The following is a 21,906-nucleotide window of genomic DNA, read 5'->3' on the forward strand; positions in this document are numbered from 1 at the left end:
ATAAAACGCAAAAGTCACGCCGCCATGCTTTCGCCGCTGAAGAAAAGCGTTATGCGCACCTGATTCGTAACATTGGCGACTTTCGACATTATTAGTAAATAAAAGCAGAATGAGGCTAGAGTAAATGGCTATGCTGGAGGTCAAGGAGTCACCGTCAAGTCTCTATCATTACACTGATCTGCATGCTTTGATTAGTATTCTGACGAATAGTGAACTCTGGTTAACCGATGTCAATTTTCTGAACGATCATGCTGAGTATTCCGTAGGTCGAAAGTATCTCAAAGAGAAGCTCAATGACTTTGTAGAGAAGGTGACTCACGCAGTTTCAGGAGTAAAGCTTGGCTATGATTTTGAATTTATCGATGCGATATTTGATAGATCTGTGTATCTGACATCCTTTTGCATGCAAAAGGATCTCTTGAGCCAGTGGCGTGGCTATTGCCCGCAAAGCGGAGGCTATGCCATTGAGTTCTATGGTCAAGGAATCGCAGACAGCGTATCTGGCAACAAAGACTCTGCATTCCTGATATGCAATTACGACAGCAAATTAAGTAAATCCCATCTAGATGAAGTTTTATTAGAAGTTCTAAAAATTATTACCGAAGCTTATTTGAAGAAAGAAAAGCCTGAGTACGACAGAATGCTAGAGCAAGTTGAAAAAATGAATACGATATTGTTTTCAACTCTTGTCCAGAAACACGAGAAATTCTATGAAGAAAAGGAAGTGAGGTTGGCGTGTCAAAGTACGTTAAGAGAAAAGAAGTTTAGAGTGAAAAATTCGGTATTGGTACCATATGTGCCCTTTAAATTTGATGTAAACACTGTAAGCAAGATTATTATCGGTCCAATGGCGGACCAAGCAATTGCTGAAAGAGGGTTGTCCCAGTTCTTAGAGTCTCTAGTGGCTAATAAAGATCACCCACTTAGTAAACTCCCTGTTATCGAGCACTCCGATATTCCTTTTAGGTTCATTTAGATTGCGTTACACCCATTGTGAACAGCTTGGCGAGCAGTGGCGTGAGCATAACAATCGGCTGCACAGCGACAATTTTTCCGCTGCGTTGCAGCTACAAATTTGCGCGTGAGCGCGGGCGTTAGGCAACTTCCATGAGCGTGAACTACGACACAATAGCACCAGAGTATGTCAACTATAGAATACCAGATACTCGCATTGATGCGGCGATCCGCAGGCATATTGTGTCAGGTGAAAAGGTCCTAAACGTTGGCGCGGGTCAAGGCTCATATGAGCCTGTTGACTGTGATGTAATTGCCGTTGAACCGTCACGTGAAATGATAGCGAGACGGGCGGCGACAAAGGCAAAAGCGCTGCAGGGTTTAGCTGAGCATCTGCCTTTTGACGATAATAGCTTTGACACGTCTCTAGCGATTTTAACCATCCATCACTGGTATGACATTCAGAAAGGCCTGCGGGAATTGAAACGCGTTACGCGCGGCAAAGTCATCGTCCTAACTTGGAATGGAGATTTCGGTGATTTTTGGCTGCCCGACTACCTCCCGGAGATTGCTAGTATCGACGCCGAGCTATTTCCATCAGTAAATCAGCTTACTGAATGGCTGGGGGCGAATACTACCGATGAGGTTTTGGAAATTCCGTATGATTGCACTGATGGATTTATGTGCGCATATTGGCGGCGTCCTGAAATGTACTTGATACCAGCCGCTAGGCAGGCAATTTCGACATTTTCAAGAGTTGGAGACATCAGAAGCGGACTGAGTCGTCTCAATACAGATATTGAGTCCGGTAAGTGGCACAAGAAGTATCAATCGCTGCTGGGGAAAACCAGCTTAGACTGCGGCTACAGGTTGGTGGTACATGGAAATAGTGTTGCCTAACAAAGTCATCAACTGCGCGCCTTCAGCGCCGGACACGGCCTGCGGCCGCGCCGGTTATGAACGGCGTTAGCTTCTTAAGTCGTTTCAACTGGCCTCGGCTACCCCTTTTGATGAGTGTCTAGATCCAATGAGTCAAGCTGAAAACCCAGATTATATACGTGAGAAACTGACTGACGAAATCGATAGTCTGAAGCGAGTGAACAAACAATTTGTCGCGCTGAGAAATTGGACTGTAACTATTTGTCTCGCCAGCTTGGCATTTGCGATCACTACGTTTGTTCAAATTCGATTAGGTGGGGTTATGCTGTATGCATGGCTAGCCGCCATTGCTTTGGCCAGCCTGGCCATTTCAACAGCGGGCGCGTTCTACCTACGGTTATGTCACGAGTTCGGCAATTTGGCGTCTGATACAATCCAGCTGGATTCTCTTGCTCCAAAGCTTATTGAGCTCGCGCAGAGCTCGGATGCTCCTCCGGAGGAATTCGAAAAGCTCAAGAGGCTACTGGAGCTTATGACTGATAAGCAAAAGAAACTGGAGATAACCGAAGAAATCGATCCCTATGGAGAGTTAAGGCGGTTCCTTTTTACTGCAGCATTCTTTGCAGTCGGGCTTGTGTCGTTTCTTCTATATCTTTTTATATATCTGTTCACCGGATGAAAGCTAACAAAGTCCTCCAGCCGGACAAAACCATAGTGTCATGCCTTTTGCAAAATGCGCAAAAGGCACGCCACCATGATTTTGCCGCTGAGGAACGGCGTTAATGAGCAGGTTTGGAAATCGTGCCCACATTAGAAAAATGAATTGATAATCGAGATTAAGGGGGGTGTGAGTGCGAGAGTTTGTAGTAACTACTTATGACTGGGTTCCCGAAGTACCACGCGGCTACGTAAGGGATTTACGCATACGTTGGGCCTTGGAAGAGGCCGAACTGCCTTATCGGGTAGAAGCGACATCGTTTCGTGACCGCGGCGCCGAGCACTTCTTGCACCAACCTTTTGGGCAGGCTCCCTGGCTTACCCACGGTGAAATTTCCATTTCCGAAAGTGGAGCAATATTGCTCTATATAGGTGAATTCAGCCAGCATTTGATGCCCACTACCCCAAAAGAACGCGCGAAAGTAATCGAATGGGTTTTCGCGGCATTAAATTCTGTAGAAATGGCAAGCTTGCCTTGGTCGCTATTCAAATTTACAAACGATGAAGAGATGACCGCAGGTCGAAACCTTATAGAAGGATTTCTGAGCACTAGACTAAAACATATGGAGCAGGTCTTCGAAGATCGTGAATGGCTCACAGAGGCATTCTCAATTGCAGACATACTGATGTCAGATGTGCTCCGACTTGTTGATCGCTTTGATGGACTAGCTGAATACCCTTTATGCCACTCCTTTGTTGAAAGAGCCACTGCTCGACCCGCGTTTGCAAAAGCTCTTGAAGATCAGTTAGCACATTTTGCTGCTTCAGATTAATGGATGGTGCATAAGCTCATTAACTAACAGTTCAATCGCCTGCTAAAGCGGACTTCAGGACAAGCGGCTGCGCCGCTTGCCTATTAACCAGGGCGTTATATGCCAGAGAGCACGAAATCGACAGCAGCGATAATTTCAGATCGGTAATGAGTAAGATCGCAAAATTCACGGCCAAGCTGGTTACGATCTATACCAGCCATATCTTGCACCATTGCTGTATAGCGGTTGCCACTTATATCTAGCACAGGATTCAGCTTTGAAATGGTGATATTAGCGACTGACTCCGAAGGACTTAGTGGCACCACAATGGTAGTACGCAGATCGTCAAGCAGGTTGCTTTGGATATCCAACAAGTAAGGGAACTGCTTGCGGCTAGTGGGATTCGGGTTCTGATAGGCAACGAATTGAGCCATCAGAACTTCCTTACAGAGTCGCTAAATGTGCCATGCTTTTCGACATGGTCGTTATAGGCCTGGATGGCCGACGCGTTTTCCTGGCGCCATTGAGCCCGCCGCTGTGCACGCAATTGCTCGGTAAGTGCTCGTTCAAGTGTCGCTGACAAATTGATTTTCAGGCTTCTTGCTTGGCTAAGTAAATCGCTGTTTATGCTGACATTAGTCGGTTTTTTCGGTGCTTCAACATTGTAGAAATCTGTCATAGTACGAGCCTCCGCATACCACATGCACATAGTTTATGCGCATAATAATTGCTGTGCAAGGCATATAGCAATTCGATTAACTACGCGCCCTTCGGGCGTTATGTGTTCATGCGTGACTGGAGGGACCAATGAATACTATTTTCCCACAGCTGATCGTTATTGGCGCTAAGGATTAAAGGCAGTGACAATTTTTAAGGCCACACATATTCAAGCCATTAAGTTTGCGCACTTTGTGTGCCGGACCTCGTTTCACTCGGCCACTTATGGCGGGCGTTGGGCGGCAAGGCCGCGATCGCTCTACTTGTCTAGGAATCTTGGGAGAGAACCGGGTTGAAGCAGGGACGAATCAGCCAGGCGGCGCTCAAGGTGGCTCTCAGCCTTGTCACGCTGAGCGTTAAGGATGACTGGGCGCTGCGTCTTCCACCCGGCATGGTAGATATGATCGAGCGACTGCTCATGGCGTCGACACCCTCTGCCTCAGACTCGCGCCACAATATCCCCATGTGCGGTTCTTCGAGGTCGACCATCCCGCCCGCACCTCATCCCGAAGCCGGTTAGTGTTCACGCACGCTATTCCCGGTCAACGCAAGATGCTCTCGATCATGACGGGCCTGATTGGGGAGACGTGGAAGTCCGCCGTCCGCAGCGAGGACCTGCCCGAGTACGTCGAAGGAACCGGTTGGACGATAATCTCCGATGTCGACACCGACTCAGCGCACGGAGTCGAGCGCTTTGCGGTCGCGGAGCGGCGCTGAATGTCCAGTCGAGAGCCTGACCTAGCAGTGCCGGGAACAGAACGACGCCCAACAATGGGCTGCAGCGAACCGGCCCACTCGTCACACCTTTTGCCTTATTGCTACAAATCTGCCTTTAAAGCGGAGTGATATTGTAAATGCGACTAACACGCAACAAAGCAAGCAACCGGAACATTTGCTACGCTGCGTTTCAAAATTGCCCGTCTTGCAGCGTTATGCCTAAAAGTTCGTAGTGCCTGGCAATAATATGTTAAGAGGCTATGACTCCGTTTACAAAATTAAACTTCGCTCTGCTGGTTACCGGTTAGCCTATGAGGTTGTTGACGATGAGTTGTTTGTATATGTAATTTCCGTAGGTAAACAGGAAAAGGGCAAGGCCTACTCATCTCTTAAAAAGCGAACGTGACATGATACACAGCAGGCATAACAATCAGTTCCAGACCGACAGCGTGCATTGCGAACATTTGTGTCGCTCGCTGTTGCCCATACAACCACACAGACGCCGCTCGGTGCTAGCAGCAGCTGAACTGGGCGTTAGATGCGCCCCCGGGATCGAGGTATGAGCAAAGAGAACCACAATAAGAAAATCGTAGGTAGAGAAAAGACCATTGGAGTAGGTGTAAGCATCGGTGTTGTAGTTGGCGCAGTTATCGGGCAATTGTCCGGAGATGTCGGGCTTTGGATTTCTATCTGTATTGCAATTGGCGCTGGTATTGGCGCGACAACTAGCGACCGGAGATCCGCTAAGTCAGATGATACTGGCTCTGAATAGTGCAGCCTCTATCAAGTTTCTGCACACGAAAAAATGCTCACTGCGCCTCCAATTTTTTTCCAGTGAGCAACGCGTTAGGTGTTTCATTGAGCATAGTGATATTTATATGTCTAAGTGGTAGTTTAAGTTTTTATAAATCTTATTTTTAAATTAAAAGGAATCGTTATGACTTGGGCAGCAGTAGGTGGAGTAGTAGTTGTATTTATCATTATATTCATAGCAGTCTCATCTTCAAAAAAGAAAAAATAAGGCAGCTTTAACAATATAAAGAAACATTTAACAAGCCAAGTCAGCGGGAATTTGACTCGCTGAAAAACACTTATAAAATCCCCTGCTTGGGGCGTTAGATAGCTAAACATGGATTCGATTTCAGCTGCACAATGTAATATGCGTGAAGCCTACTACGGTGGAGCCCCCGGCATTGTCTCCTCTGGAAGTGCGTGGCTGTTAGCTGCGATAGTTGCAGCCTTGGTATCGGAGCGGGCAGGTGTTATTGCGCTAGTAATGGCGGGGATGCTTATTTTCCCTGTGTCGGTTGTATTTTGTCGACTGCTTGGGTGCACCGGAAAGCACAACAGGGGCAACCCTCTCGCTCCGCATGCCATGGAGGGAACGATCTGGATGCTTCTCTCTATTCCCATAGCAATAGCTGCTGCTATGTATAGGATCGAGTGGTTTTTCCCGGCAATGCTTTTAGTAATTGCCGGCCGTTATCTCACTTTTTCCACTTTGTACGGGATGCGCATTTTCTGGGTATTCGGAGCAACATTGGTGACCTCTGCGCTGGGTCTGATTTATTTGCAAGCCTCTGTGTTTCTAGGTGCATTGACAGGCGCATTAGTTGAGTACATATTCGGCGCAGTAATTTTCGTGACTTTCCAGACATCGCAACCTAACCAGGCGCTCAACTCGCAGGCTGCGCCTGCTGGGACGCCGCGAGATGACGCCCGTTAGCGCGGCGTTATGAGTGCTACAGATGAGCATTACTTTCCGACCTCTTACGAAACATGATGCGAACTATTGTAAGGCTATTGATCTCTATATGAGAGCGTTTCCTGGAGCTCAGCGTATACCAGCATGGATGCTGCGGTATAAGCTTAGAAACGGAAAGGCAGGCTTCAATGTAGTTTACTGGTGTGATAATTGGATCGGCCTTATCTATATCACTGAGTATCAAGACATTGCGTTCATGCACTTTCTGGCCATTTCGGAATCCTGCCGCTCTGTCGGTTATGGCATCAAGGTAATGAATGCAATTAAGGACACTCATGCCGGAAAAAGGATCGTAGCGAATATTGAGAAACCAGATGAGCAGGCAAAAAATTACCAGCAGAGAATTAAACGTAAATCGTTCTATGAAAGGTGCGGCTTCAGTTCCTCGGGGTACTTGGTGAAAGAGCCCGGAGAGCAACTTGAGATGATGATATTTGGCGGACTTATCAGTAAAGAGGATATAGAAGAATTTTACGACAACCTCTTTGGCGGAGTCCTTGGTTTTTTTGTCAAACCTAAAGTCACAAGAATATGAAGCAAGACCTTTGCCACGCACTTCGTAACAAATCGCTGGAGCGGGACGTTTCTTCCGCTACGCGCTTCGCTCCATGAACGCCCCTCGGCTCAGGCGTTATGAATACAGGGCAAGATCGTGCCACTAAGCATAGAAAAAGCGAGAGAAGAAGATGAGGCATGGCTGTTCGAGCTTTATCGCACAACCATGAAGGAGTACGTGGAAAAAACATGGGGTTGGGATGAAGCGGTACAGCATGATGGGTTTACTAACCATCTCGGCGTAGCCAACTTTGTCATATGCTTGCATGATAATGATACGGCTGGCTGCTTCTGCCTTAAAGACGAAGGCGACCATCTTTGGCTGTATCTGGTCCTCATTGACCCTCAGCTGCAAAATCGCGGTATTGGTCGTGCCATAATGGAGCATATCGAATCTATCTCAAGTGCCGCAGATAAGCCTATGCGGCTTTGCACTATGAAGGTGAGCCCAGCAACAGAGTTTTACCGTCATCTTGGCTACATACAGTACAAAGAAGACGAGGCGTGTGTTTATTTCAGCAAAAACCCATAACAAACGGCTGCACCAAGGAGAGTTCAGTGTCTACTGATAAAGTTGTCATAATCACCGGTGGCGGCAGAGGGATAGGCGCGGCTACGGCAGAATTGTTTGCCATGAAAGGGTTTGCAGTTTGCATTAACTACAAATCAAATTCAGATGCGGCCACTGAAGTAGTAAGGTCTATCACTAATAAGGGTGGGCTGTGCGTTCCGATTCAAGCAGATTGTTCTGTCGAAGAAGATGTGGTGCGGTTATTCACCACAGTTGACCGTGAGCTAGGCGCGTTATCTGTGCTCGTGAATAATGCTGGAATTATAAGACCTCAGTGTCGACTGGAAGACATGGACGCTGATCGCATAAATTCGCTTCTGATAAATAATGTGACCAGTTATTTCTTATGCTCACGCGAAGCGGTGAAGCGAATGTCTATTAGACGCGGTGGACAAGGTGGAACTATTGTAAATGTTTCTTCTGGGGCGTCCAAAAGTGGTTCACCCAATGAATATATTGATTACGCATCCTCTAAAGGAGCGATAGATACTCTAACGAAAGGCCTTTCTATTGAAGTCGCTGATGAGGGTATTCGTGTAAATTGCGTTCGACCAGGGCTTATCTACACCGGGATGCACGCCGATGGAGGTGAGCCTGACAGGGTAAATCGGCTTAAAGATGTGATACCGATGAAAAGAGGCGGTGCTCCCAAAGAGGTTGCTGAGGCGATTTATTGGCTGGCCTCAGAAAAGTCATCTTTTGCTACCGGAAGTTTTATCGATCTAACGGGAGGGCTATAAGTGCATAACAATGCCAAACACAGGGACGTTGAACTTCGGCGTTACGTGTATTGGAATAGGAGATTATGTGGAGCCTGAAATACAAGAAAAATTGGCGACATATCCCACTGAAGCGCAAAGGCTGCTTAAAGCTGTACGTCGGCTCATTATATCTGTTGCGGAAGAAAACAATTTAGGTGCAGTTGAAGAAACACTCAAGTGGGGTGAGCCCAGTTACCTTGTAAAAGGTGGCACTACGATCCGGATGGACTGGAAGCCAAAAGATCCAGAATCCATAAAGGTATATTTCCATTGTCGAACCAGACTGATCGAAACCTTCAGGGAAATATATCGCGACGAGTTCGAATATGAAGGAAAAAGAGCGATTGTTGTCCCCTTGGGCGCTGATATCAAAGAGGGGCCACTAGGTCATTGTCTTCAAATGGCACTGACCTACCATAGCTTGAAACACCGCCCATTACTTGGAGCGTAAAGTGATAAACACATGTAACAAAGCCATTAAATTCGCTTCCTTCGGTCGCCGGACTTCATTTCACTCGGCCGTTTATGGCGGGCGTTAGTAAAAATCACAGCCATAATTGCGAGTAAAAAATGAAAATTGTACCGTACGACGAATCATTTCGGGACCAGGTCATCGCTCTAACCCTGGACGCATGGCGCCCTGTATTCCCAAAAACCAGGGCTGATGTACCCCTGTTTGTATATGAGAACTTCTGGCCACAAGGCTGGGAGATCCGGCAGGAAACTGATATCGGTGCACACATAGACAGCAATCCCGGTGAGGTATGGCTGGCGATGGAGGATGATGTGCTGCTGGGGTTTGTTGGTGCTGCCATCCATCCGGAAGACAGGATGGGAGAGGTGACGATTATTGCGGTGTCGCCGGACCACCAGCAGCGCGGTATAGGCAAGGCGCTGCTGGCGTTCGCCGAGTCTTATATCAAAGACAAGGGTATGAAAATGGTCATGGTTGAAACGGTTGGCGATTCAGGCCACGAACCCGCTAGAAAAGCGTATGAGTCACAAGGCTATGTGCAATGGCCTGTGGCTCGATATTTTAAGGAGTTATAGCCAGCTAAGGTATAAAAGCGGGCCTGTGATCTCTTGAGGCTCAAACCCAATTGACTGAGTATTCAACTGAGAATCTACCATGATCTTCAACTATCTCGTCACTGCGCTCCTGTCCATCCGCAAGCAACCGGTGTTCGCTGCCATCAAGATTCTCAGCCTGACGCTGGGCCTGGGTTGCAGCACTCTTGTCCTGTTGCATGTGCAGTTCGTACAGAACACCAACAAGCACATCGAAAATTGGGATAGTACTTACCGGCTTGTCACCCACATGATGGTTCGTGATACCAACACCCCTTACCGAACCTTTACCACGGCTGATACTTACCTGGGTTTCCTGCGTCAGGACTATGGCGACCTGATTGAGTACAGTGCCCATATTCGTGGGGGGAACGCATTGTTCGGCCGAGGCACCGAGGCCACAGAGAACAGCCTCCACTGGGCCGATCCGGACGTTGTGCCGATTTTCGATCTGGAGTTTGTTCAGGGGGATGCAGCGGGCGCATTGCTTGAGCCGAACACAATGTTGCTGACAGAGTCGACGGCGGCGAAGTACTTCGGCAACGAGAATCCCATCGGACAGGTGTTGACCTACAATAATCAGGTAGACATACAGGTTATCGGCGTCGTCAGAGACGTGCCTGCCAGCGCCACCGTGCAATTTGAGATGTTGATCTCGATACCCACGGGCAGGCAATTGTTCGGCGAAAACTTTATGAATGGCGAAGGCTGGATCTCGTTCAGTGGTACGCAAACGTATCTGCGTTTCCGCGATGCAGCGTCCGCCTACCAACTTGAAAATGATCTGCGTAACTTCATCGACAGGAATATGCCCGAGAATTCGGTGACATTTGCGAGGCAAAACAATTTTGGCCTGTCACTGCAACCCCTGGATGATATTTATCTCAATCCTCTGGATAATTTCGGGGCCCCGGAAAACTCCAGCACGCAGCCGGTACTGTACGGGCTGGTGGCTTTTGCCGTGCTCATACTGGTGACTTCGTGCATCAATTATATCAATTTGTCCCTTGTGCAGATCACTCAGCGCGGCAAGGAAATTGGCGTACGAAAAACGCTAGGTGCAGGGCGCGCTCAGATCATCTCCCAGTTTCTGCTCGAGTCTCTGCTGCTCACCTTCATCGCCCTGCTACTGGCAGTTCCCATCGTGCTTCTGGCATTGCCGGTGTATGCGAATTTCACAGACATCTCACTGATGCGTGCCGACCTGTTCGCCTCCGATTTTTTGCCCATGATGCTCGCGCTTGTTTTGCTGACGGGTGTGTTGTCGGGCGTACTGCCTGCGTTATCCCTGTCGCGGATGCCGGCTATCAACGCGTTGAAAAGTGCAGCGAAATCGTCTCGTGCCGGCAAGTTGACCAAGGCTGCTGTGACATCCGTGCAGTTCACGCTGTCCGCGGCGCTGATTCTACTGGCGATTGCAATCTATCTGCAGACCCGCCATCTGCAGGAACTTGACGTGGGGTATAACAAAGACAATCTGATCATCGTGGATAGTCGCTTCAATAATATGGAGAGAGATGCCTTTAACTATTCTGCATTGCTCAACGACCTCCGGCAGCATCCGGGCGTGGTGTCGGTAGCCAGCTCGGAGAACCGGCCGCCAAGTACGGGTGGCATCAATCCCTGGCGACTGCCCCGGTTTGAACCCGATGAATCCATCACTGTCGCTCACGTCGGCGTGAGCCCGGGCTTCATTGAAACCTATCAGATGGAGCTGCTGGCGGGGAGAACGTTCTCGGAAGAGTATGCCTCCGATTTCACGCCCGATGGACCCATAGCTACCGATGTGGTTTATAACATGGTCATCACGGATTCACTGGCACGTCGCTTCGGGTTTGCCACGCCAGAAGATGCGCTCGACCAGCCCTTTAGTTTGTTCGACTACAATTTCCGGGTTATTGGCGTCATCAAACGCTTTCAGTTCAGCAGCGGTATGGAAACAGAAGCACGTTCAATTGGCATTTTGCGTTCCACCCTGCGTCCCATGCGCTACCTGCATATCAGAGTCGTGCCACAGCAAGCTGACGCTGCGCTTGCTCACATAGATGAAGTATGGGCGAGGCATCGCCCGAACGTGCCCATCGACCGTACATTCTTCTCCCAGACCTTCGCTGACATTATCGAGAACCGTACCAGTGGATTGAGAATTGCCGCCCTGATGGCAAGCATCATAACGGTATTAATAGCGGGCTTCGGCTTGTACGCGCTGGCCTCCTATTCGAGTCTGCGGCGCACCAAGGAAGTTGGTGTGCGCAAGACCCTGGGCGCCAGTACGGGCGCCATTGTAAGATTGCTGGCGTGGGACTTTGTCAAACCGGTGCTGCTGGCTTGTGTACTGGCCTGGCCATTGGCATGGTTTGCCATAGACCGTTTCTATCAGACTTTTTCGTCTCAGGCAGAGTTTCCCTTCATGATTTATGCTGTGGTTACCCTGGCAGTAATAGCATTGGCATTGATGACCGTGGCCATGCAATGTTTCAGAACGGCCAATACTGATCCGGTGAGATCGCTGCGTTATGAATAGAGCAGATGACATGTAGCAGCACTCATGCCTTTGTTTCGGACATCGCCTCTATCTGTTACCGTACCGGCTAGGAAGGTAAAGGAGGTTGATATGAGCGATCAGAGACAACCTTTGACGGTCTATTACGATGGCGCCTGTCCGGATTGCGTAAAAGACCGCGAAACGTACGAACGTATGGCCGCCGACGATGCCAACGTGCACTGGTACGACATTACCGGTAAAGATGACGAGTTACGCAAGCGGGGGATTGATCCTGAGCGAGCACTGCGTGAGCTTCACGTCGAGGACGCCAGCGGGAAGATTTATCGCGAACTGGATGCTTACCAGCTGTTGATGCGACGCGCGCCGCGTCTGCGTCCACTCGGCTGGCTGATTGGCCTGCCGCTGATAAAACCGATGTTGTCGTGGCTATACCGAAAAATGGTGGATCGCCGATTGCGGCGCACCGGGCGGGGGTAGCGGACATGAACATGAAAATATGTGATGCAATGTTGTCCGATGTACCTGGCATCTACGCCGTTGATCGCATGGCGGCTGAAGACGGCAGTCGAGGGCAGCAGATACGGGACTGGGTTGCCACTGCCCTGATCACCCGTCTCGAACAGATCTGCAAGACCGAGAAGCTATTCACTACAATCGGCTGAGAAGACACTCAACGTTGGGCCATGTGAGTCCGGCAGAGTGCAAAAGGAATGCAGCCCTGGCTGCTTAATTAGGGTGTCTACTTTTTGTGGGTAGGGCCAATTTTACGAGGAGTCAGATGAGTAAATATTTCCTTTACATACTTGCCTTATGTTGGCTGCCAGGTTTGCTGGCGAGTGAGAGTCTTGATTTCGATAACTTTTTAGTTGACACCATTTTAGATCAGAAGGTGCCTGTAATTGACATTTCTTCCCATCCAAAAGGCGAGGTGTTTAAGGAACAACTTCAAAGCGCTACTGGCAATACTATGAACTATGGTGGCCAGTACTATATGCTTCAGACAGGATGCGGCACTATGTGCCAGGTATTTCTTGCGGTTGACATTACTTCCGGAAAATTGGTGGGCATGGAAGACTCTAATCTAGGCGGTTGCTTTCAGGAAAATAGTAAACTACTTATTCTTAACCCATTTCTATCCACATATTTTGAAGGCCACATCCCTGAATGGGCTTACACGTACTATTACGAGATCACTGAAAACGGTTTTTCCTTATTGAGTAAAACAAAAAAGAGTTTTACTGGTTTATGCAAGTTTGGGCAATAACCTAGAAAACCAAGCCAGGTCGCAACTGCGTTGGGGGACAAATTTCACGCGCCTCCAGCGCTAAAAAGTAAACTTGCCCCTGCTTAGGGGCGATATGCGTCCATAAAAATTAAAGTTAGGAGAGGAATATGCCAGATTGCATCACGAACTTTTTCGACGCGTGGCAAATTGAGGAGGCTGAGACTCGACGTGCCAAATTAAATAGTTCCGTAGTAGAAACTATACAGTACGATGATCCTCGTACACCAGAAACCATAAATGGCATCGCATCATTAGATAGCTATGTGGGTTTGTTTAGTGCAAATGCTCCGGGTTGGTCAGCAAAGGTTATTAGAACTGATACGGTCGCGGGTGTCATCCGTGTCGGCGTCGCTTTCTGTGGAATGGGGCCTGATGGCTCTGAACAAGTCCAACTCGGTCAGTATTTTGTGGAAAAAGACGGAGATCTAATATCCCGGATGGTAGGGTTTGTTGGCATGGGTGATCGGGATTAAATTTGTGTGGCGAGGCGTAGCAAAGAGTGATTTAAAGTTCTCAGTGGGCTTAAACTGGTTAAGGAGCTGAAATGAACAATTCGAACAAAAATGATGCATCTGGAAAGTATGCAATTGCATCTGGCCTCGGCGTAGGTATAGCTATCGGGGTAGGTATTGGTGCAGCTATGGGAAATGTGGCACTGGGCATTGGAGTTGGAGTTGCCATCGGTGCCGCTATTGCATCGGAGAGTAAGAAAAAGCAGAAAAGAGATGCAATTAAGTGAGCCTGAATTTTCGCCAGGAGGAAAGGATGGTCACTGCACATATAAGGAGGTATCGCCATGTTGATCAAATTCTACAGTGAGCAGTCGGCGGAATTCGTCATGCTTGATAGTACCGCAAAGCAATTGCTGACCATGATGGGACATGGTGACAGCACCGAAGGCTCCGTCAGTGGAGAGGCGCTTAACTCCGCATTGGACCGGTTGTCCTCAGCCATTGCGCGCGAGCCGGATTCGTCGGGCAGCGCCAACCCGGATGAGCAGAAGGGTGCCGACGGCTGGGATGAAGATGACGATGCTGATGACCCGGAGGAAGTGGCGATCCCTGCGCGTGCTGCACCGCTGATCGACATGCTTGGTCGCGCAAAGGATGAAGATGGCTATGTGATGTGGCGTCCGGAATGAAGGCTTTGGCGCCTGCCCTGTCAGAATGAGCAAGCTTCAAATAAATCCGCTATTATTGGGCCTTGAGTCCAAATCCAGCCACATTAATCCGTCTATATCAGGGGTAGCCGTAGTGAAGAATATCCTGTCTGTTCTAAGCCTTAGCGTCATTGTTATGATGAGTGCCCAAACCTGGGCCCAGGAAGATACCGTCCGTTATGAATGGGATCTGACCGATATCTATAGCGATGTATCAGCCTGGGAGGATGCCATGGACACCGTCGCCGCGCGTATTGACGGTTTGTCTGAGTATCAGGGCACGCTGGGCGACAGCGCCGAGTCCATGCTCGCGGCGTTCCGCGAAATCTCCGCGACCAACAAGGAAGCCGTACGGGCCTACGTATATACCTCTCTGGAGCGCGATGCTGATCAGCGCGAGGCTGAAACCCAGACCCGGTTTGGCCAGGCCCGTCAGTTGTTTACCAACCTGGGTGAAGCCACATCCTGGCTCAGCCCCGAGGTACTGGAAGTGGGGGCTGATCGGGTAGAACAGTTTATTGCCGAAGAACCGGGCCTGGCAGATTTTGAGGTCATGTTGCAGGACATGCTGCGCCGGGCGCCGCACACCCTGGATCAGCAAACCGAGGCAATTCTGGCCCAGGCCGGCATGGTGCTGTCTGCACCGGAGCAGATATATGAGAATTACGCCAATGCCGATATTCCATGGCCAACGGTGACGCTGAGTGACGGTCAGGAAGTGACGCTGAGCCAGGCCGGTTACTCATTCTGGCGCGCTGCGCCTAACCGCGCTGACCGCAAGCTCGTGTTTGATACATTCTGGGAAACCTGGAATCAGTTCGCCGATGGCATGGGTGCGACACTGGCCAGCGAAGTCCAGTCAAACGTCTTCACGGCGCGTGTCAGAAATCACGACAGCGTATTGGCCCACAACCTGTTTGATGACGGTCTGCCGCCAGAGGTCTACACCCAACTGGTGACGCAGGTGAATGATGCTTTGCCCGTCTTTCATCGCTACCTGAAACTGCGTGGCCGTATGCTGGGTGTGGACGACTTGCGCTACTATGACATTTACCCGCCTCTGGCGGACGTCGATACGGGCGAGTTTGGACTGAAGCGTTCGGAAGAGATCACCTTTGCAGCGCTTGAGCCGTTTGGTGACAGATATCTGGAACTGCTGGCATACGGCCTGTCCCAGGACTGGATGCATAGCCATCCGCAGCCAGGCAAACGCTCTGGTGCCTATATGAACGGCTCGGTCTATGATGTGCATCCCTATGTGCTGCTGAATCATAACGATGACTATAATTCACTGTCCACCTTCGCCCATGAGTGGGGTCATGCGGTGCATTCGTTGCTGGCAAACGAAAACAATCCCTACGAGAACGCTAACTACTCAACGTTTATTGCCGAGATGGCATCGACCATCAACGAAATTCTGCTGGAAGAGTACATGATCGCCAATGCCAGCACCGATGAGGAGAAATTGTTCTATCTCGGTGGTGCTTTGGAAAGCATACGTGGCACGTTTTTTCGACAGACCATGTTTGCCGAGTTTGAACTGGAAATCCATCAGGCGGCAGAAAGCGGTGAGCCACTGACAGGTCCTCGCTTGTCAGAAATTTACGGTGAATTGTTGAAGCGTTATCACGGTCATGACGAAGGCGTACTGACGATTGATGAGCCCTATGCCGTGGAGTGGGCCTACATTCCCCATTTCTACTATGACTTCTATGTGTTCCAGTATGCCACCTCCATTTCCGGTGCGGCCTGGTTTGCTGAACAGTTTCTGGCCGGTGACACCGAGGTTCGGGATGACTTTATACGTGTACTGAGCGCCGGGGGTTCGGACCACCCCCACAATATCCTGCTTAAAGAAGCCGGTCTGGATATGACTCAGCCAGAGGCATTTGAGCCAGTGCTGCGTCGCATCACTGACCTGATGGATCGTATTGAGGCTTTGTTGTAATCAGCGATGAGAAGTAAATCACAGGGAGAATTCTAAAAATATGAAATCGATTACATACATTGCTCCACACAAAACTGCATTGACGGTCGCAGTGTTACTTGCAATAGCGTCTCTGATTTTTATCATTCCGATGGCAATCCTGCTGAGTCTGGTCACCCCTGAGGGCGCAGGGCTTCCGATTGGGATGATGCTTGCGATGCCAATTATCTACTTCGTGATGGGATATTTGTCGACCGCGTTAATGGCCTGGATTTATAACAAAGTCGCTAACTATACCGGTGGTATCACTTTCAAAATTTCAGAATGAACTCGGGTTTGGCTGGGGCTCAAAGGTTATAACACAATCCATCTGTGGCACACATTTGTTCTATCACCTGCTGCCGGCGAATGAGTACATTCTGCCAGCAGGGCTGTTCGAAGATGGCTCCGACTTCAAGATGACCAGCCAGATTTTTATCGACGAGAAGCCAGGCTACTACGAATTTTCCAACGCCACTCCGGAAATGACGGGCGAGCAGGTATTTGCCCGGTTTGCTGAATCGAGTAATTGAGCGCGTCCCGGGACAGAGTTTTCAAGAGGTTTATATGAGACCGGAAAAGTTTCGAATGGGACGACTCGATCACGTGCATATCCGCGTGCCCGATCGTGATGAGGCAGCTCGATGGTATGCCGAACACCTGGGCTTTGAGGCCGTCGCGGCTTACGATTTCTGGGCCAAAGGCTTTGATGGCGGGCCCCTGCAGATATCTGCAGATGGCGGGCAAACCATGCTGGCGCTGTTTGAGGCCAGTGAAGGGCATCCAATGGTACCGCAGAAAACCGGTGTTGCATTCAGTCTCGACGCGGAAAGCTTCCTGGCATTCGCCCGCTCGCTTCCGAACGGTATCAATGATACAGCCGGAAAGCCCCTGCAGATCGCTGACATCGTCGACTTCGACATGTGCTGGGCATACAATCTGGCCGACCCCTGGGGTAACCAGTATGAACTCAACTGCTACGAGTACGAACGAATCAGGGAGGCGCTTGTAGGGGATGATGGCGTCGAACCGGTGCGATACTGGCCGCGTGCTCTGTATGAGGAGTACAGAAGATGACAATCGAGAAAATAAACTACATTGAACTCCCGGCCACCGACATTGACGGTACCAAGCAATTCTTCGCCAACGTATTCGGCTGGCAATTTGTTGACTATGGGCCAGAGTACACTGCGATTACAGGGGCGGGGATCGACGGCGGTTTTTATAAGTCGAGTTTGCGGGCCACAACGGATACCGGCAGCGCATTGGTGGTACTTTACAGCCAGGATATCGAGTCTTCACTCTCGAGAGTTGAAAGTGCCGGCGGCAAGATCGTCAAGCCCATATTCTCATTTCCTGGTGGTCGTCGTTTCCATTTTAGTGACCCAAGCGGCAACGAGTATGCAGTCTGGTCGGAGTGATGGGCGTGCCACTAATGCTTGATAAAAATGGCTGGGCACGCTTGCTGTTGATAACAAATAACAAATGAAAGGTCCAATAAAGAGGCAATCTATGCGTGCTCGCTGGCTGATCATCGCGGTTATTGTTAGCTACTTCATTATGCTGATTGGCGGCGGGGCGCTGAAGCCCGGCTACTCGCATGTAGGCCAGTTTATCAGCGAGCTTAACGCCACCGGTACCCCGAACGCACAACTCATCGGCTGGCTCGGTTTTATGCCTTTTGGCGTGCTCTCGGCATTGCTCATTATATCGCTGTCAGGTATTGCGCCAGTTGCAGGCGCCAGTCGCGTCGGGTACTGGTTGTTGCTGATGGAGCCAGTTGCCTATATTGGCTCTGCGTTCGCACCGTGTGATATCGGTTGTCCGGTTGAAGGCAGCGCCAGCCAGATGATTCACAATTCACTTGCGGCTGTTACTTACATATTTACCGCTGTTGGACTTGTGTTGCTTGCTTCGTCGGCAAAGTTGCCGGGGCGTGTGCGCGTACTTCTGGCTGGATTGGCCGTCGTCTGGCTGACGTTATTTACAATCATGCTGGACAGTTCGCTTGAGCCGTGGCGAGGACTTCTTCAGCGACTTGCCGAGTGGATCGTTTACGGTGCATTGCTTATTCTTGCGTGGAAACTTTCTGCTGACGATTCTAAACTAAATGATGAAGCAGCAATGAAGGCGCTGTAGCGTCGTTCACATAGCGAAATGAATTAGGCCGAAAGCAGGGAGGAATGACAGAATGTATGTGCCGAGCCACTTCAGGGAGGATGATATTGGTAAGCTACATCAATACATCCGTGACATTGGACTCGGTCTACTGATAGTCGCGGATGAGGATGGCATTGAAGCGAACCACATCCCTTTCCATCTCAGTATCGAACAGGACGGCACATTTACCCGGCTTCAGTGCCATGTGGCAAGAAGCAATCCTGTCTGGAGCCGCCTGAAACCGAATGCGCGAGTGCTCGTTGTTTTTCAGGGGCCCGATGCTTACATTTCACCTTCGTGGTATAAAACCAAAACAGAAACAGGCCGTGTAGTTCCAACCTGGAACTATCTGGCGGTGCACGCAGAGGGCACCGCTCGCACTGTCGAGAATCCGGTGTGGCTTAAAGATCACTTGCATAAATTGACTAGTCAGCAAGAGTCGGACATGGACCAACCGTGGTCTGTTGACGATGCTCCCGCGGACTACGTCGACCGTCTAGCACAGGCGATCGTTGGTATAGAAATCGACATCGAAACGCTAACCGGCAAGTTGAAAGCAAGCCAGAATCAGCCTGAAGCAAACCGTGTAGGTGTTAAAAAAGGCTTCGAAAATCGAGGAGAAAAAGGCGATTGTATTATCGCTTCTTTTATTCGTTAGCATAGAGTCGTAGCAGATCAGTAGATAAGACATCGATGTTTAAAAAGTCCCGGGAATTTCAGTTGATCGGATTCCGTTGTTAGTCAGAGGTAGAGAATGAAAGCTGGATCACTGACGTTTTTCAGTGGCAAGATGGGAGCCGGTAAAACGACCCGGTCCCGCCAAATTGCGCAAGAACGGAATGCGGTACTACTGTCAGAAGACGAATGGCTTGAAGCGGTCTATCCCGGCTGTATTACATCGCTGGACGACTATATTCACTATTCCGCGCAACTTCGGCCGCAAATAAAAAAACTGGTGCAATCGATTCTGGTTGCGGGAACAGACGTAGTGATGGATTTCCCGGCAAATACGATCACGCAAAGAAACTGGTTTCGCAGCATATTCTCCGAAGTCAAGGCGCAGCATGAGCTGATCTATATCGATTTACCGGACAGTGTGTGTCTGGAGCAGATCGGGCAGCGGCGAATCGAGCAGCCAGCGAGGGCGAGAACTGATACCGACGCGATGTTCGTGCAGGTGACAAAATACTTTGTAGCGCCCACGTCTGATGAGGGCTTTAATGTCGTCAGCTAGTCGTGAGATATAGTACACTGGAACGTATGGTAATAGTGAGTAAAGTTAAAGTCAGGATGAAAAGAGCTCTGGCGAAAATTTCAACTATGTATTGGAAGAAGTACTGACGAAGCCCGAAGAATTAGAATCAACCTGGTGTAAAACAACGCAGTGCACCCAGGTGCCAAAAAGGAGATCAAGGATGTTCAAAGTAATTTCTACCGCGCTCATCACCGCATTCATGTTGCTGCCTTTGGCGAGTGCCCAATCCGAGTCGCCTGTCGGCGACTGGCATGGAACGCTTAGTAGCCCTGCCGGCTCATTACGACTGATTTTCCAGGTAGAGCAGGTGTCAGACGAATACAGTGCCAGCATCGTTAGCGTGGATCAGGGCGGGGCCGTTATACCCATGATGATAAACGTTGATGGCAGTGCGGTTCATTTCACCAACACCCAGTACGATATCAACTACCAGGCGGAACTAAATGGGAACGAGATGACCGGTACGTTTAGGCAGTTTGGTAATGAATTTCCCGACTTTACACTGGTGCGTGAGGAATGAACCTCGAAACGTATCTCAGTGAACAGGAGTTAAAAAAAGGATTCCAACATATTCAGGGGTCTCCGCCCGACAACGGCGTGGTCGAAATGATCGTCTGCAGGCCTGGCACGGGTGAGCGAAGTGAAATGCAGTCTTGTGAGCTGGATCGGGAGCAAGGACTGATAGGCGACAACTGGCTGGCCAGAGGCTACAAAAAAACTGCAGACGGCTCTGCGCATCCCGACATGCAGATTAACATCATGAACGCCAGAGCTGCTGCGTTAGTCGCCGGTTCCAGAGACCGTTGGAAGCTCGCGGGAGACCAGCTTTATATTGATATGGATCTGAGTGCGGACAATCTTCCCCCAGGTACACAGCTGCAGGTAGGTGATGCAATCGTCCAGGTTACGGGGGAGCCGCACCTTGGCTGCAAAAAATTCATGGAGCGATTTGGTCGGGACGCCACGTTATTTGTTAACTCCGAACAGGGTAGATTAGTCAATATGCGGGGTATAAATGCCCGTGTTATAAAGTCAGGTCGTGTCAACGTGGGGGATAGGGTAGTGAAGAAAGCATAAATGCATTTCTCATCAAGCCCTTTTTGAAAAGTACGGCCTGATGGAGCGTGATAATGAGGTTTTATGAAAGCATTTGATGTAATTGGCAAGGCTATGGAGTCCGCAGCAATGCTTCCGGGCAGCCATGAAAATTGAATATCTGGCAGACAGGCCTGATGCGATTGATCTGGTTTCACGCTGGTATGTCGAAGAATGGGGCGGGTCGAACTCAGGGCTTACGCTTGAAAGTGTCTCCAGAAATCTCACTTCGAGCATGAATCGCGATAGCCTGCCGCTGATATTGTTGGCGGTGGAGCAAAAAAGAGTGGTTGGCGCGGTTGAGTTAAAAATTCGCGAAATGAGTGTCTATCCTGACAAAGAACATTGGCTGGGCGGGCTGTATGTCGATCCGGCGCGTCGTGGCTCCGGCATCGGTCGGCAGCTGATTGAACACGCTATTGCACTGGCCTCAACACTCGGAATATCAACGCTTTATTTGCAAACAGAGCGACTCGATGGTGGTGTTTATGCCAGCCTTGGCTGGAAACCATATGAGCAGGTTAACAATAAAGGAATCGACGTCCTGATCATGGGAAGAGATGTTTAATTGTCGCATTACTTGAAGAAACCGGGGAAACATGGAATTTATAATAAAAAATTTTAAATGGGTCATGCTGGTAACAGGTGCTCTGACTGCCATGATGTTTTATGGTTTTTTTGCACCCCAGATGGCTCTTGAGTCAATGTTTGCGACATCGTTCGGCGGCGAGCTGGAAACGTTGGTCGCGCGGAGCTGGTCAGCGCTTATCGGACTGATTGGTGCGGTTTCTATTTATGGCGCATTTGTCGAACGGCATCGTGTCTTTGCTGCGGTGATCGCAGCAGCAAGTAAGGCAGTCTTTGTGCTTTTGATGCTGATTTATGGCCAGGACTATCTGGCTGCGGCTGCTCCGGCGCTGACAATGGATGTTGCCGTTATTGTGCTGACCCTGGTTTTTCTGGTGGCCATCAGGGCTCGCGGCGTTCCGACAGGCAGTGCCCGCTAAAGCGTTTTGTGCTCAGG

The 21,906-nt window shown here is 49.7% G+C and carries 34 protein-coding genes; 32 read left to right on the top strand and 2 right to left on the bottom strand.

Annotation, left to right across the window (positions count from 1 at the left end; translation table 11 throughout):
* The first annotated feature begins 124 nt into the window (after positions 1-124).
* The 4 genes from PHACT_RS10140 (at position 125) to PHACT_RS10155 (ending at position 3,323) form a co-directional block, all read left to right on the top strand.
* The gene (locus PHACT_RS10140; RefSeq protein ID WP_070117658.1) at positions 125-976 is read left to right on the top strand and encodes a DUF2971 domain-containing protein; all 852 of its coding nucleotides are present in this window, start codon (positions 125-127) and stop codon (positions 974-976) included.
* A 131-nt stretch (positions 977-1,107) separates the two neighbouring features.
* Positions 1,108-1,854 carry a class I SAM-dependent methyltransferase gene (locus PHACT_RS10145; RefSeq protein WP_070117663.1) on the top strand — a complete coding sequence of 249 codons (747 nt, stop codon included), beginning with the start codon at positions 1,108-1,110 and terminating at the stop codon, positions 1,852-1,854.
* Positions 1,855-1,981: 127 nt separating this feature from the next.
* Complete coding sequence (locus tag PHACT_RS10150; RefSeq protein ID WP_070117668.1) at positions 1,982-2,512, top strand: hypothetical protein; 531 nt, start codon at positions 1,982-1,984, stop codon at positions 2,510-2,512.
* A 172-nt stretch (positions 2,513-2,684) separates the two neighbouring features.
* Positions 2,685-3,323: a glutathione S-transferase family protein gene (locus PHACT_RS10155; RefSeq protein WP_070117669.1), complete on the top strand. Its 639-nt coding sequence runs from the start codon at positions 2,685-2,687 to the stop codon at positions 3,321-3,323.
* Between the two features lie 95 nt (positions 3,324-3,418).
* Here PHACT_RS10155 and PHACT_RS10160 read toward each other — a convergent pair whose 3' ends face one another.
* Together PHACT_RS10160 and PHACT_RS10165 are read right to left on the bottom strand one after the other, a co-directional pair.
* Positions 3,419-3,736, bottom strand: coding sequence for a CcdB family protein (locus PHACT_RS10160; RefSeq protein WP_070117670.1), 318 nt, complete (start codon positions 3,734-3,736; stop codon positions 3,419-3,421).
* On the bottom strand, positions 3,736-3,981 hold the full coding sequence (locus PHACT_RS10165) for a type II toxin-antitoxin system CcdA family antitoxin (protein ID WP_070118298.1): 246 nt from the start codon (positions 3,979-3,981) through the stop codon (positions 3,736-3,738). Before PHACT_RS10165 ends, PHACT_RS10160 begins: the two co-directional genes overlap by 1 nt.
* A gap of 330 nt (positions 3,982-4,311) precedes the next feature.
* Here PHACT_RS10165 and PHACT_RS16230 point away from each other — a divergent pair, with 330 nt between their 5' ends.
* From PHACT_RS16230 to PHACT_RS10295, 28 genes are all read left to right on the top strand, one after another.
* Positions 4,312-4,539: a hypothetical protein gene (locus PHACT_RS16230; RefSeq protein WP_139141501.1), complete on the top strand. Its 228-nt coding sequence runs from the start codon at positions 4,312-4,314 to the stop codon at positions 4,537-4,539.
* 756 nt (positions 4,540-5,295) lie between these two features.
* Entirely contained in the window at positions 5,296-5,508 is a 213-nt protein-coding gene (locus PHACT_RS16235; protein ID WP_139141503.1) for a hypothetical protein, read from the top strand.
* A 165-nt stretch (positions 5,509-5,673) separates the two neighbouring features.
* The gene (locus PHACT_RS16795) at positions 5,674-5,757 is read left to right on the top strand and encodes a GGIII-like transmembrane region-containing protein (RefSeq protein ID WP_397389519.1); all 84 of its coding nucleotides are present in this window, start codon (positions 5,674-5,676) and stop codon (positions 5,755-5,757) included.
* Between the two features lie 108 nt (positions 5,758-5,865).
* Entirely contained in the window at positions 5,866-6,462 is a 597-nt protein-coding gene (locus tag PHACT_RS10180) for a DUF7010 family protein (protein WP_070117673.1), read from the top strand.
* Between the two features lie 88 nt (positions 6,463-6,550).
* Positions 6,551-7,036, top strand: coding sequence for a GNAT family N-acetyltransferase (locus PHACT_RS10185; protein WP_245730681.1), 486 nt, complete (start codon positions 6,551-6,553; stop codon positions 7,034-7,036).
* A 117-nt stretch (positions 7,037-7,153) separates the two neighbouring features.
* A complete protein-coding gene (locus PHACT_RS10190; protein WP_070117675.1) occupies positions 7,154-7,588 on the top strand; it encodes a GNAT family N-acetyltransferase in 435 nt (144 codons plus the stop codon).
* A 26-nt stretch (positions 7,589-7,614) separates the two neighbouring features.
* The gene (locus tag PHACT_RS10195; protein WP_070117676.1) at positions 7,615-8,367 is read left to right on the top strand and encodes an SDR family oxidoreductase; all 753 of its coding nucleotides are present in this window, start codon (positions 7,615-7,617) and stop codon (positions 8,365-8,367) included.
* Between the two features lie 67 nt (positions 8,368-8,434).
* Entirely contained in the window at positions 8,435-8,839 is a 405-nt protein-coding gene (locus PHACT_RS10200) for a DUF1801 domain-containing protein (protein ID WP_070118300.1), read from the top strand.
* Between the two features lie 119 nt (positions 8,840-8,958).
* Positions 8,959-9,438, top strand: coding sequence for a GNAT family N-acetyltransferase (locus PHACT_RS10205; protein ID WP_070117677.1), 480 nt, complete (start codon positions 8,959-8,961; stop codon positions 9,436-9,438).
* Between the two features lie 79 nt (positions 9,439-9,517).
* Positions 9,518-11,980 (top strand): ABC transporter permease, encoded by a 2,463-nt coding sequence (locus PHACT_RS10210; RefSeq protein ID WP_070117678.1) that lies wholly within the window; start codon positions 9,518-9,520, stop codon positions 11,978-11,980.
* 90 nt (positions 11,981-12,070) lie between these two features.
* A complete protein-coding gene (locus PHACT_RS10215) occupies positions 12,071-12,439 on the top strand; it encodes a thiol-disulfide oxidoreductase DCC family protein (protein ID WP_070117679.1) in 369 nt (122 codons plus the stop codon).
* 5 nt (positions 12,440-12,444) lie between these two features.
* Positions 12,445-12,624 (top strand): hypothetical protein, encoded by a 180-nt coding sequence (locus PHACT_RS16240; RefSeq protein ID WP_139141504.1) that lies wholly within the window; start codon positions 12,445-12,447, stop codon positions 12,622-12,624.
* Positions 12,625-12,740: 116 nt separating this feature from the next.
* Positions 12,741-13,226, top strand: a complete 486-nt coding sequence (locus PHACT_RS10220) for a hypothetical protein (RefSeq protein ID WP_070117680.1) — start codon at positions 12,741-12,743, stop codon at positions 13,224-13,226.
* Positions 13,227-13,354: 128 nt separating this feature from the next.
* A complete protein-coding gene (locus tag PHACT_RS10225; protein WP_070117681.1) occupies positions 13,355-13,720 on the top strand; it encodes a hypothetical protein in 366 nt (121 codons plus the stop codon).
* A 71-nt stretch (positions 13,721-13,791) separates the two neighbouring features.
* On the top strand, positions 13,792-13,986 hold the full coding sequence (locus PHACT_RS10230) for a hypothetical protein (RefSeq protein ID WP_070117682.1): 195 nt from the start codon (positions 13,792-13,794) through the stop codon (positions 13,984-13,986).
* A gap of 57 nt (positions 13,987-14,043) precedes the next feature.
* The gene (locus tag PHACT_RS10235) at positions 14,044-14,388 is read left to right on the top strand and encodes a DUF1840 family protein (protein WP_070117683.1); all 345 of its coding nucleotides are present in this window, start codon (positions 14,044-14,046) and stop codon (positions 14,386-14,388) included.
* A 112-nt stretch (positions 14,389-14,500) separates the two neighbouring features.
* A complete protein-coding gene (gene pepF / locus PHACT_RS10240; RefSeq protein ID WP_169819441.1) occupies positions 14,501-16,354 on the top strand; it encodes an oligoendopeptidase F in 1,854 nt (617 codons plus the stop codon).
* Positions 16,355-16,394: 40 nt separating this feature from the next.
* Complete coding sequence (locus tag PHACT_RS10245) at positions 16,395-16,661, top strand: hypothetical protein (protein WP_070117685.1); 267 nt, start codon at positions 16,395-16,397, stop codon at positions 16,659-16,661.
* A 55-nt stretch (positions 16,662-16,716) separates the two neighbouring features.
* Positions 16,717-16,905: a hypothetical protein gene (locus PHACT_RS10250; RefSeq protein ID WP_317622260.1), complete on the top strand. Its 189-nt coding sequence runs from the start codon at positions 16,717-16,719 to the stop codon at positions 16,903-16,905.
* A 34-nt stretch (positions 16,906-16,939) separates the two neighbouring features.
* A complete protein-coding gene (locus PHACT_RS10255) occupies positions 16,940-17,449 on the top strand; it encodes a VOC family protein (RefSeq protein WP_083264504.1) in 510 nt (169 codons plus the stop codon).
* The gene (locus tag PHACT_RS10260; protein ID WP_070117687.1) at positions 17,446-17,793 is read left to right on the top strand and encodes a VOC family protein; all 348 of its coding nucleotides are present in this window, start codon (positions 17,446-17,448) and stop codon (positions 17,791-17,793) included. The genes PHACT_RS10255 and PHACT_RS10260 overlap by 4 nt, the downstream gene beginning before the upstream one ends.
* A 91-nt stretch (positions 17,794-17,884) precedes the next feature.
* Positions 17,885-18,511, top strand: a complete 627-nt coding sequence (locus PHACT_RS10265; protein WP_070117688.1) for a DUF998 domain-containing protein — start codon at positions 17,885-17,887, stop codon at positions 18,509-18,511.
* Between the two features lie 52 nt (positions 18,512-18,563).
* Positions 18,564-19,190: an FMN-binding negative transcriptional regulator gene (locus PHACT_RS10270; protein ID WP_070117689.1), complete on the top strand. Its 627-nt coding sequence runs from the start codon at positions 18,564-18,566 to the stop codon at positions 19,188-19,190.
* 96 nt (positions 19,191-19,286) lie between these two features.
* Positions 19,287-19,766, top strand: coding sequence for an AAA family ATPase (locus PHACT_RS10275; protein WP_070117690.1), 480 nt, complete (start codon positions 19,287-19,289; stop codon positions 19,764-19,766).
* Positions 19,767-19,947: 181 nt separating this feature from the next.
* Positions 19,948-20,307, top strand: a complete 360-nt coding sequence (locus PHACT_RS10280) for a hypothetical protein (RefSeq protein WP_070117691.1) — start codon at positions 19,948-19,950, stop codon at positions 20,305-20,307.
* The gene (locus PHACT_RS10285) at positions 20,304-20,864 is read left to right on the top strand and encodes an MOSC domain-containing protein (RefSeq protein ID WP_070117692.1); all 561 of its coding nucleotides are present in this window, start codon (positions 20,304-20,306) and stop codon (positions 20,862-20,864) included. The genes PHACT_RS10280 and PHACT_RS10285 overlap by 4 nt, the downstream gene beginning before the upstream one ends.
* A 124-nt stretch (positions 20,865-20,988) precedes the next feature.
* Positions 20,989-21,450 (top strand): GNAT family N-acetyltransferase, encoded by a 462-nt coding sequence (locus tag PHACT_RS10290; protein ID WP_070117693.1) that lies wholly within the window; start codon positions 20,989-20,991, stop codon positions 21,448-21,450.
* Positions 21,451-21,481: 31 nt separating this feature from the next.
* The gene (locus PHACT_RS10295; protein WP_070117694.1) at positions 21,482-21,889 is read left to right on the top strand and encodes a hypothetical protein; all 408 of its coding nucleotides are present in this window, start codon (positions 21,482-21,484) and stop codon (positions 21,887-21,889) included.
* Positions 21,890-21,906: the final 17 nt, after the last annotated feature.

It is taken from the genome of Pseudohongiella acticola, from assembly GCF_001758195.1.
Lineage (GTDB): Bacteria > Pseudomonadota > Gammaproteobacteria > Pseudomonadales > Pseudohongiellaceae > Pseudohongiella > Pseudohongiella acticola.

Coding starts and splice junctions, on each gene's coding strand:
- PHACT_RS10290 (WP_070117693.1), top strand. CDS start 20,989: ATGAAAATTGAATATCTGGCAGACAGGCCTGATGCGATTGATCTGGTT.
- PHACT_RS16795 (WP_397389519.1), top strand. CDS start 5,674: ATGACTTGGGCAGCAGTAGGTGGAGTAGTAGTTGTATTTATCATTATA.
- PHACT_RS10285 (WP_070117692.1), top strand. CDS start 20,304: ATGAACCTCGAAACGTATCTCAGTGAACAGGAGTTAAAAAAAGGATTC.
- PHACT_RS10210 (WP_070117678.1), top strand. CDS start 9,518: ATGATCTTCAACTATCTCGTCACTGCGCTCCTGTCCATCCGCAAGCAA.
- PHACT_RS10165 (WP_070118298.1), bottom strand. CDS start 3,981: ATGACAGATTTCTACAATGTTGAAGCACCGAAAAAACCGACTAATGTC.
- PHACT_RS10180 (WP_070117673.1), top strand. CDS start 5,866: ATGGATTCGATTTCAGCTGCACAATGTAATATGCGTGAAGCCTACTAC.
- PHACT_RS10275 (WP_070117690.1), top strand. CDS start 19,287: ATGAAAGCTGGATCACTGACGTTTTTCAGTGGCAAGATGGGAGCCGGT.
- PHACT_RS16240 (WP_139141504.1), top strand. CDS start 12,445: ATGAACATGAAAATATGTGATGCAATGTTGTCCGATGTACCTGGCATC.
- PHACT_RS10235 (WP_070117683.1), top strand. CDS start 14,044: ATGTTGATCAAATTCTACAGTGAGCAGTCGGCGGAATTCGTCATGCTT.
- PHACT_RS10215 (WP_070117679.1), top strand. CDS start 12,071: ATGAGCGATCAGAGACAACCTTTGACGGTCTATTACGATGGCGCCTGT.
- PHACT_RS10205 (WP_070117677.1), top strand. CDS start 8,959: ATGAAAATTGTACCGTACGACGAATCATTTCGGGACCAGGTCATCGCT.
- PHACT_RS10160 (WP_070117670.1), bottom strand. CDS start 3,736: ATGGCTCAATTCGTTGCCTATCAGAACCCGAATCCCACTAGCCGCAAG.
- PHACT_RS10185 (WP_245730681.1), top strand. CDS start 6,551: ATGAGAGCGTTTCCTGGAGCTCAGCGTATACCAGCATGGATGCTGCGG.
- PHACT_RS10145 (WP_070117663.1), top strand. CDS start 1,108: ATGAGCGTGAACTACGACACAATAGCACCAGAGTATGTCAACTATAGA.
- PHACT_RS10255 (WP_083264504.1), top strand. CDS start 16,940: ATGAGACCGGAAAAGTTTCGAATGGGACGACTCGATCACGTGCATATC.
- PHACT_RS10270 (WP_070117689.1), top strand. CDS start 18,564: ATGTATGTGCCGAGCCACTTCAGGGAGGATGATATTGGTAAGCTACAT.
- PHACT_RS10225 (WP_070117681.1), top strand. CDS start 13,355: ATGCCAGATTGCATCACGAACTTTTTCGACGCGTGGCAAATTGAGGAG.
- PHACT_RS10150 (WP_070117668.1), top strand. CDS start 1,982: ATGAGTCAAGCTGAAAACCCAGATTATATACGTGAGAAACTGACTGAC.
- PHACT_RS10295 (WP_070117694.1), top strand. CDS start 21,482: ATGGAATTTATAATAAAAAATTTTAAATGGGTCATGCTGGTAACAGGT.
- PHACT_RS10260 (WP_070117687.1), top strand. CDS start 17,446: ATGACAATCGAGAAAATAAACTACATTGAACTCCCGGCCACCGACATT.
- PHACT_RS10245 (WP_070117685.1), top strand. CDS start 16,395: ATGAAATCGATTACATACATTGCTCCACACAAAACTGCATTGACGGTC.
- PHACT_RS10280 (WP_070117691.1), top strand. CDS start 19,948: ATGTTCAAAGTAATTTCTACCGCGCTCATCACCGCATTCATGTTGCTG.
- PHACT_RS10140 (WP_070117658.1), top strand. CDS start 125: ATGGCTATGCTGGAGGTCAAGGAGTCACCGTCAAGTCTCTATCATTAC.
- PHACT_RS16235 (WP_139141503.1), top strand. CDS start 5,296: ATGAGCAAAGAGAACCACAATAAGAAAATCGTAGGTAGAGAAAAGACC.
- PHACT_RS10220 (WP_070117680.1), top strand. CDS start 12,741: ATGAGTAAATATTTCCTTTACATACTTGCCTTATGTTGGCTGCCAGGT.
- PHACT_RS10265 (WP_070117688.1), top strand. CDS start 17,885: ATGCGTGCTCGCTGGCTGATCATCGCGGTTATTGTTAGCTACTTCATT.
- PHACT_RS10230 (WP_070117682.1), top strand. CDS start 13,792: ATGAACAATTCGAACAAAAATGATGCATCTGGAAAGTATGCAATTGCA.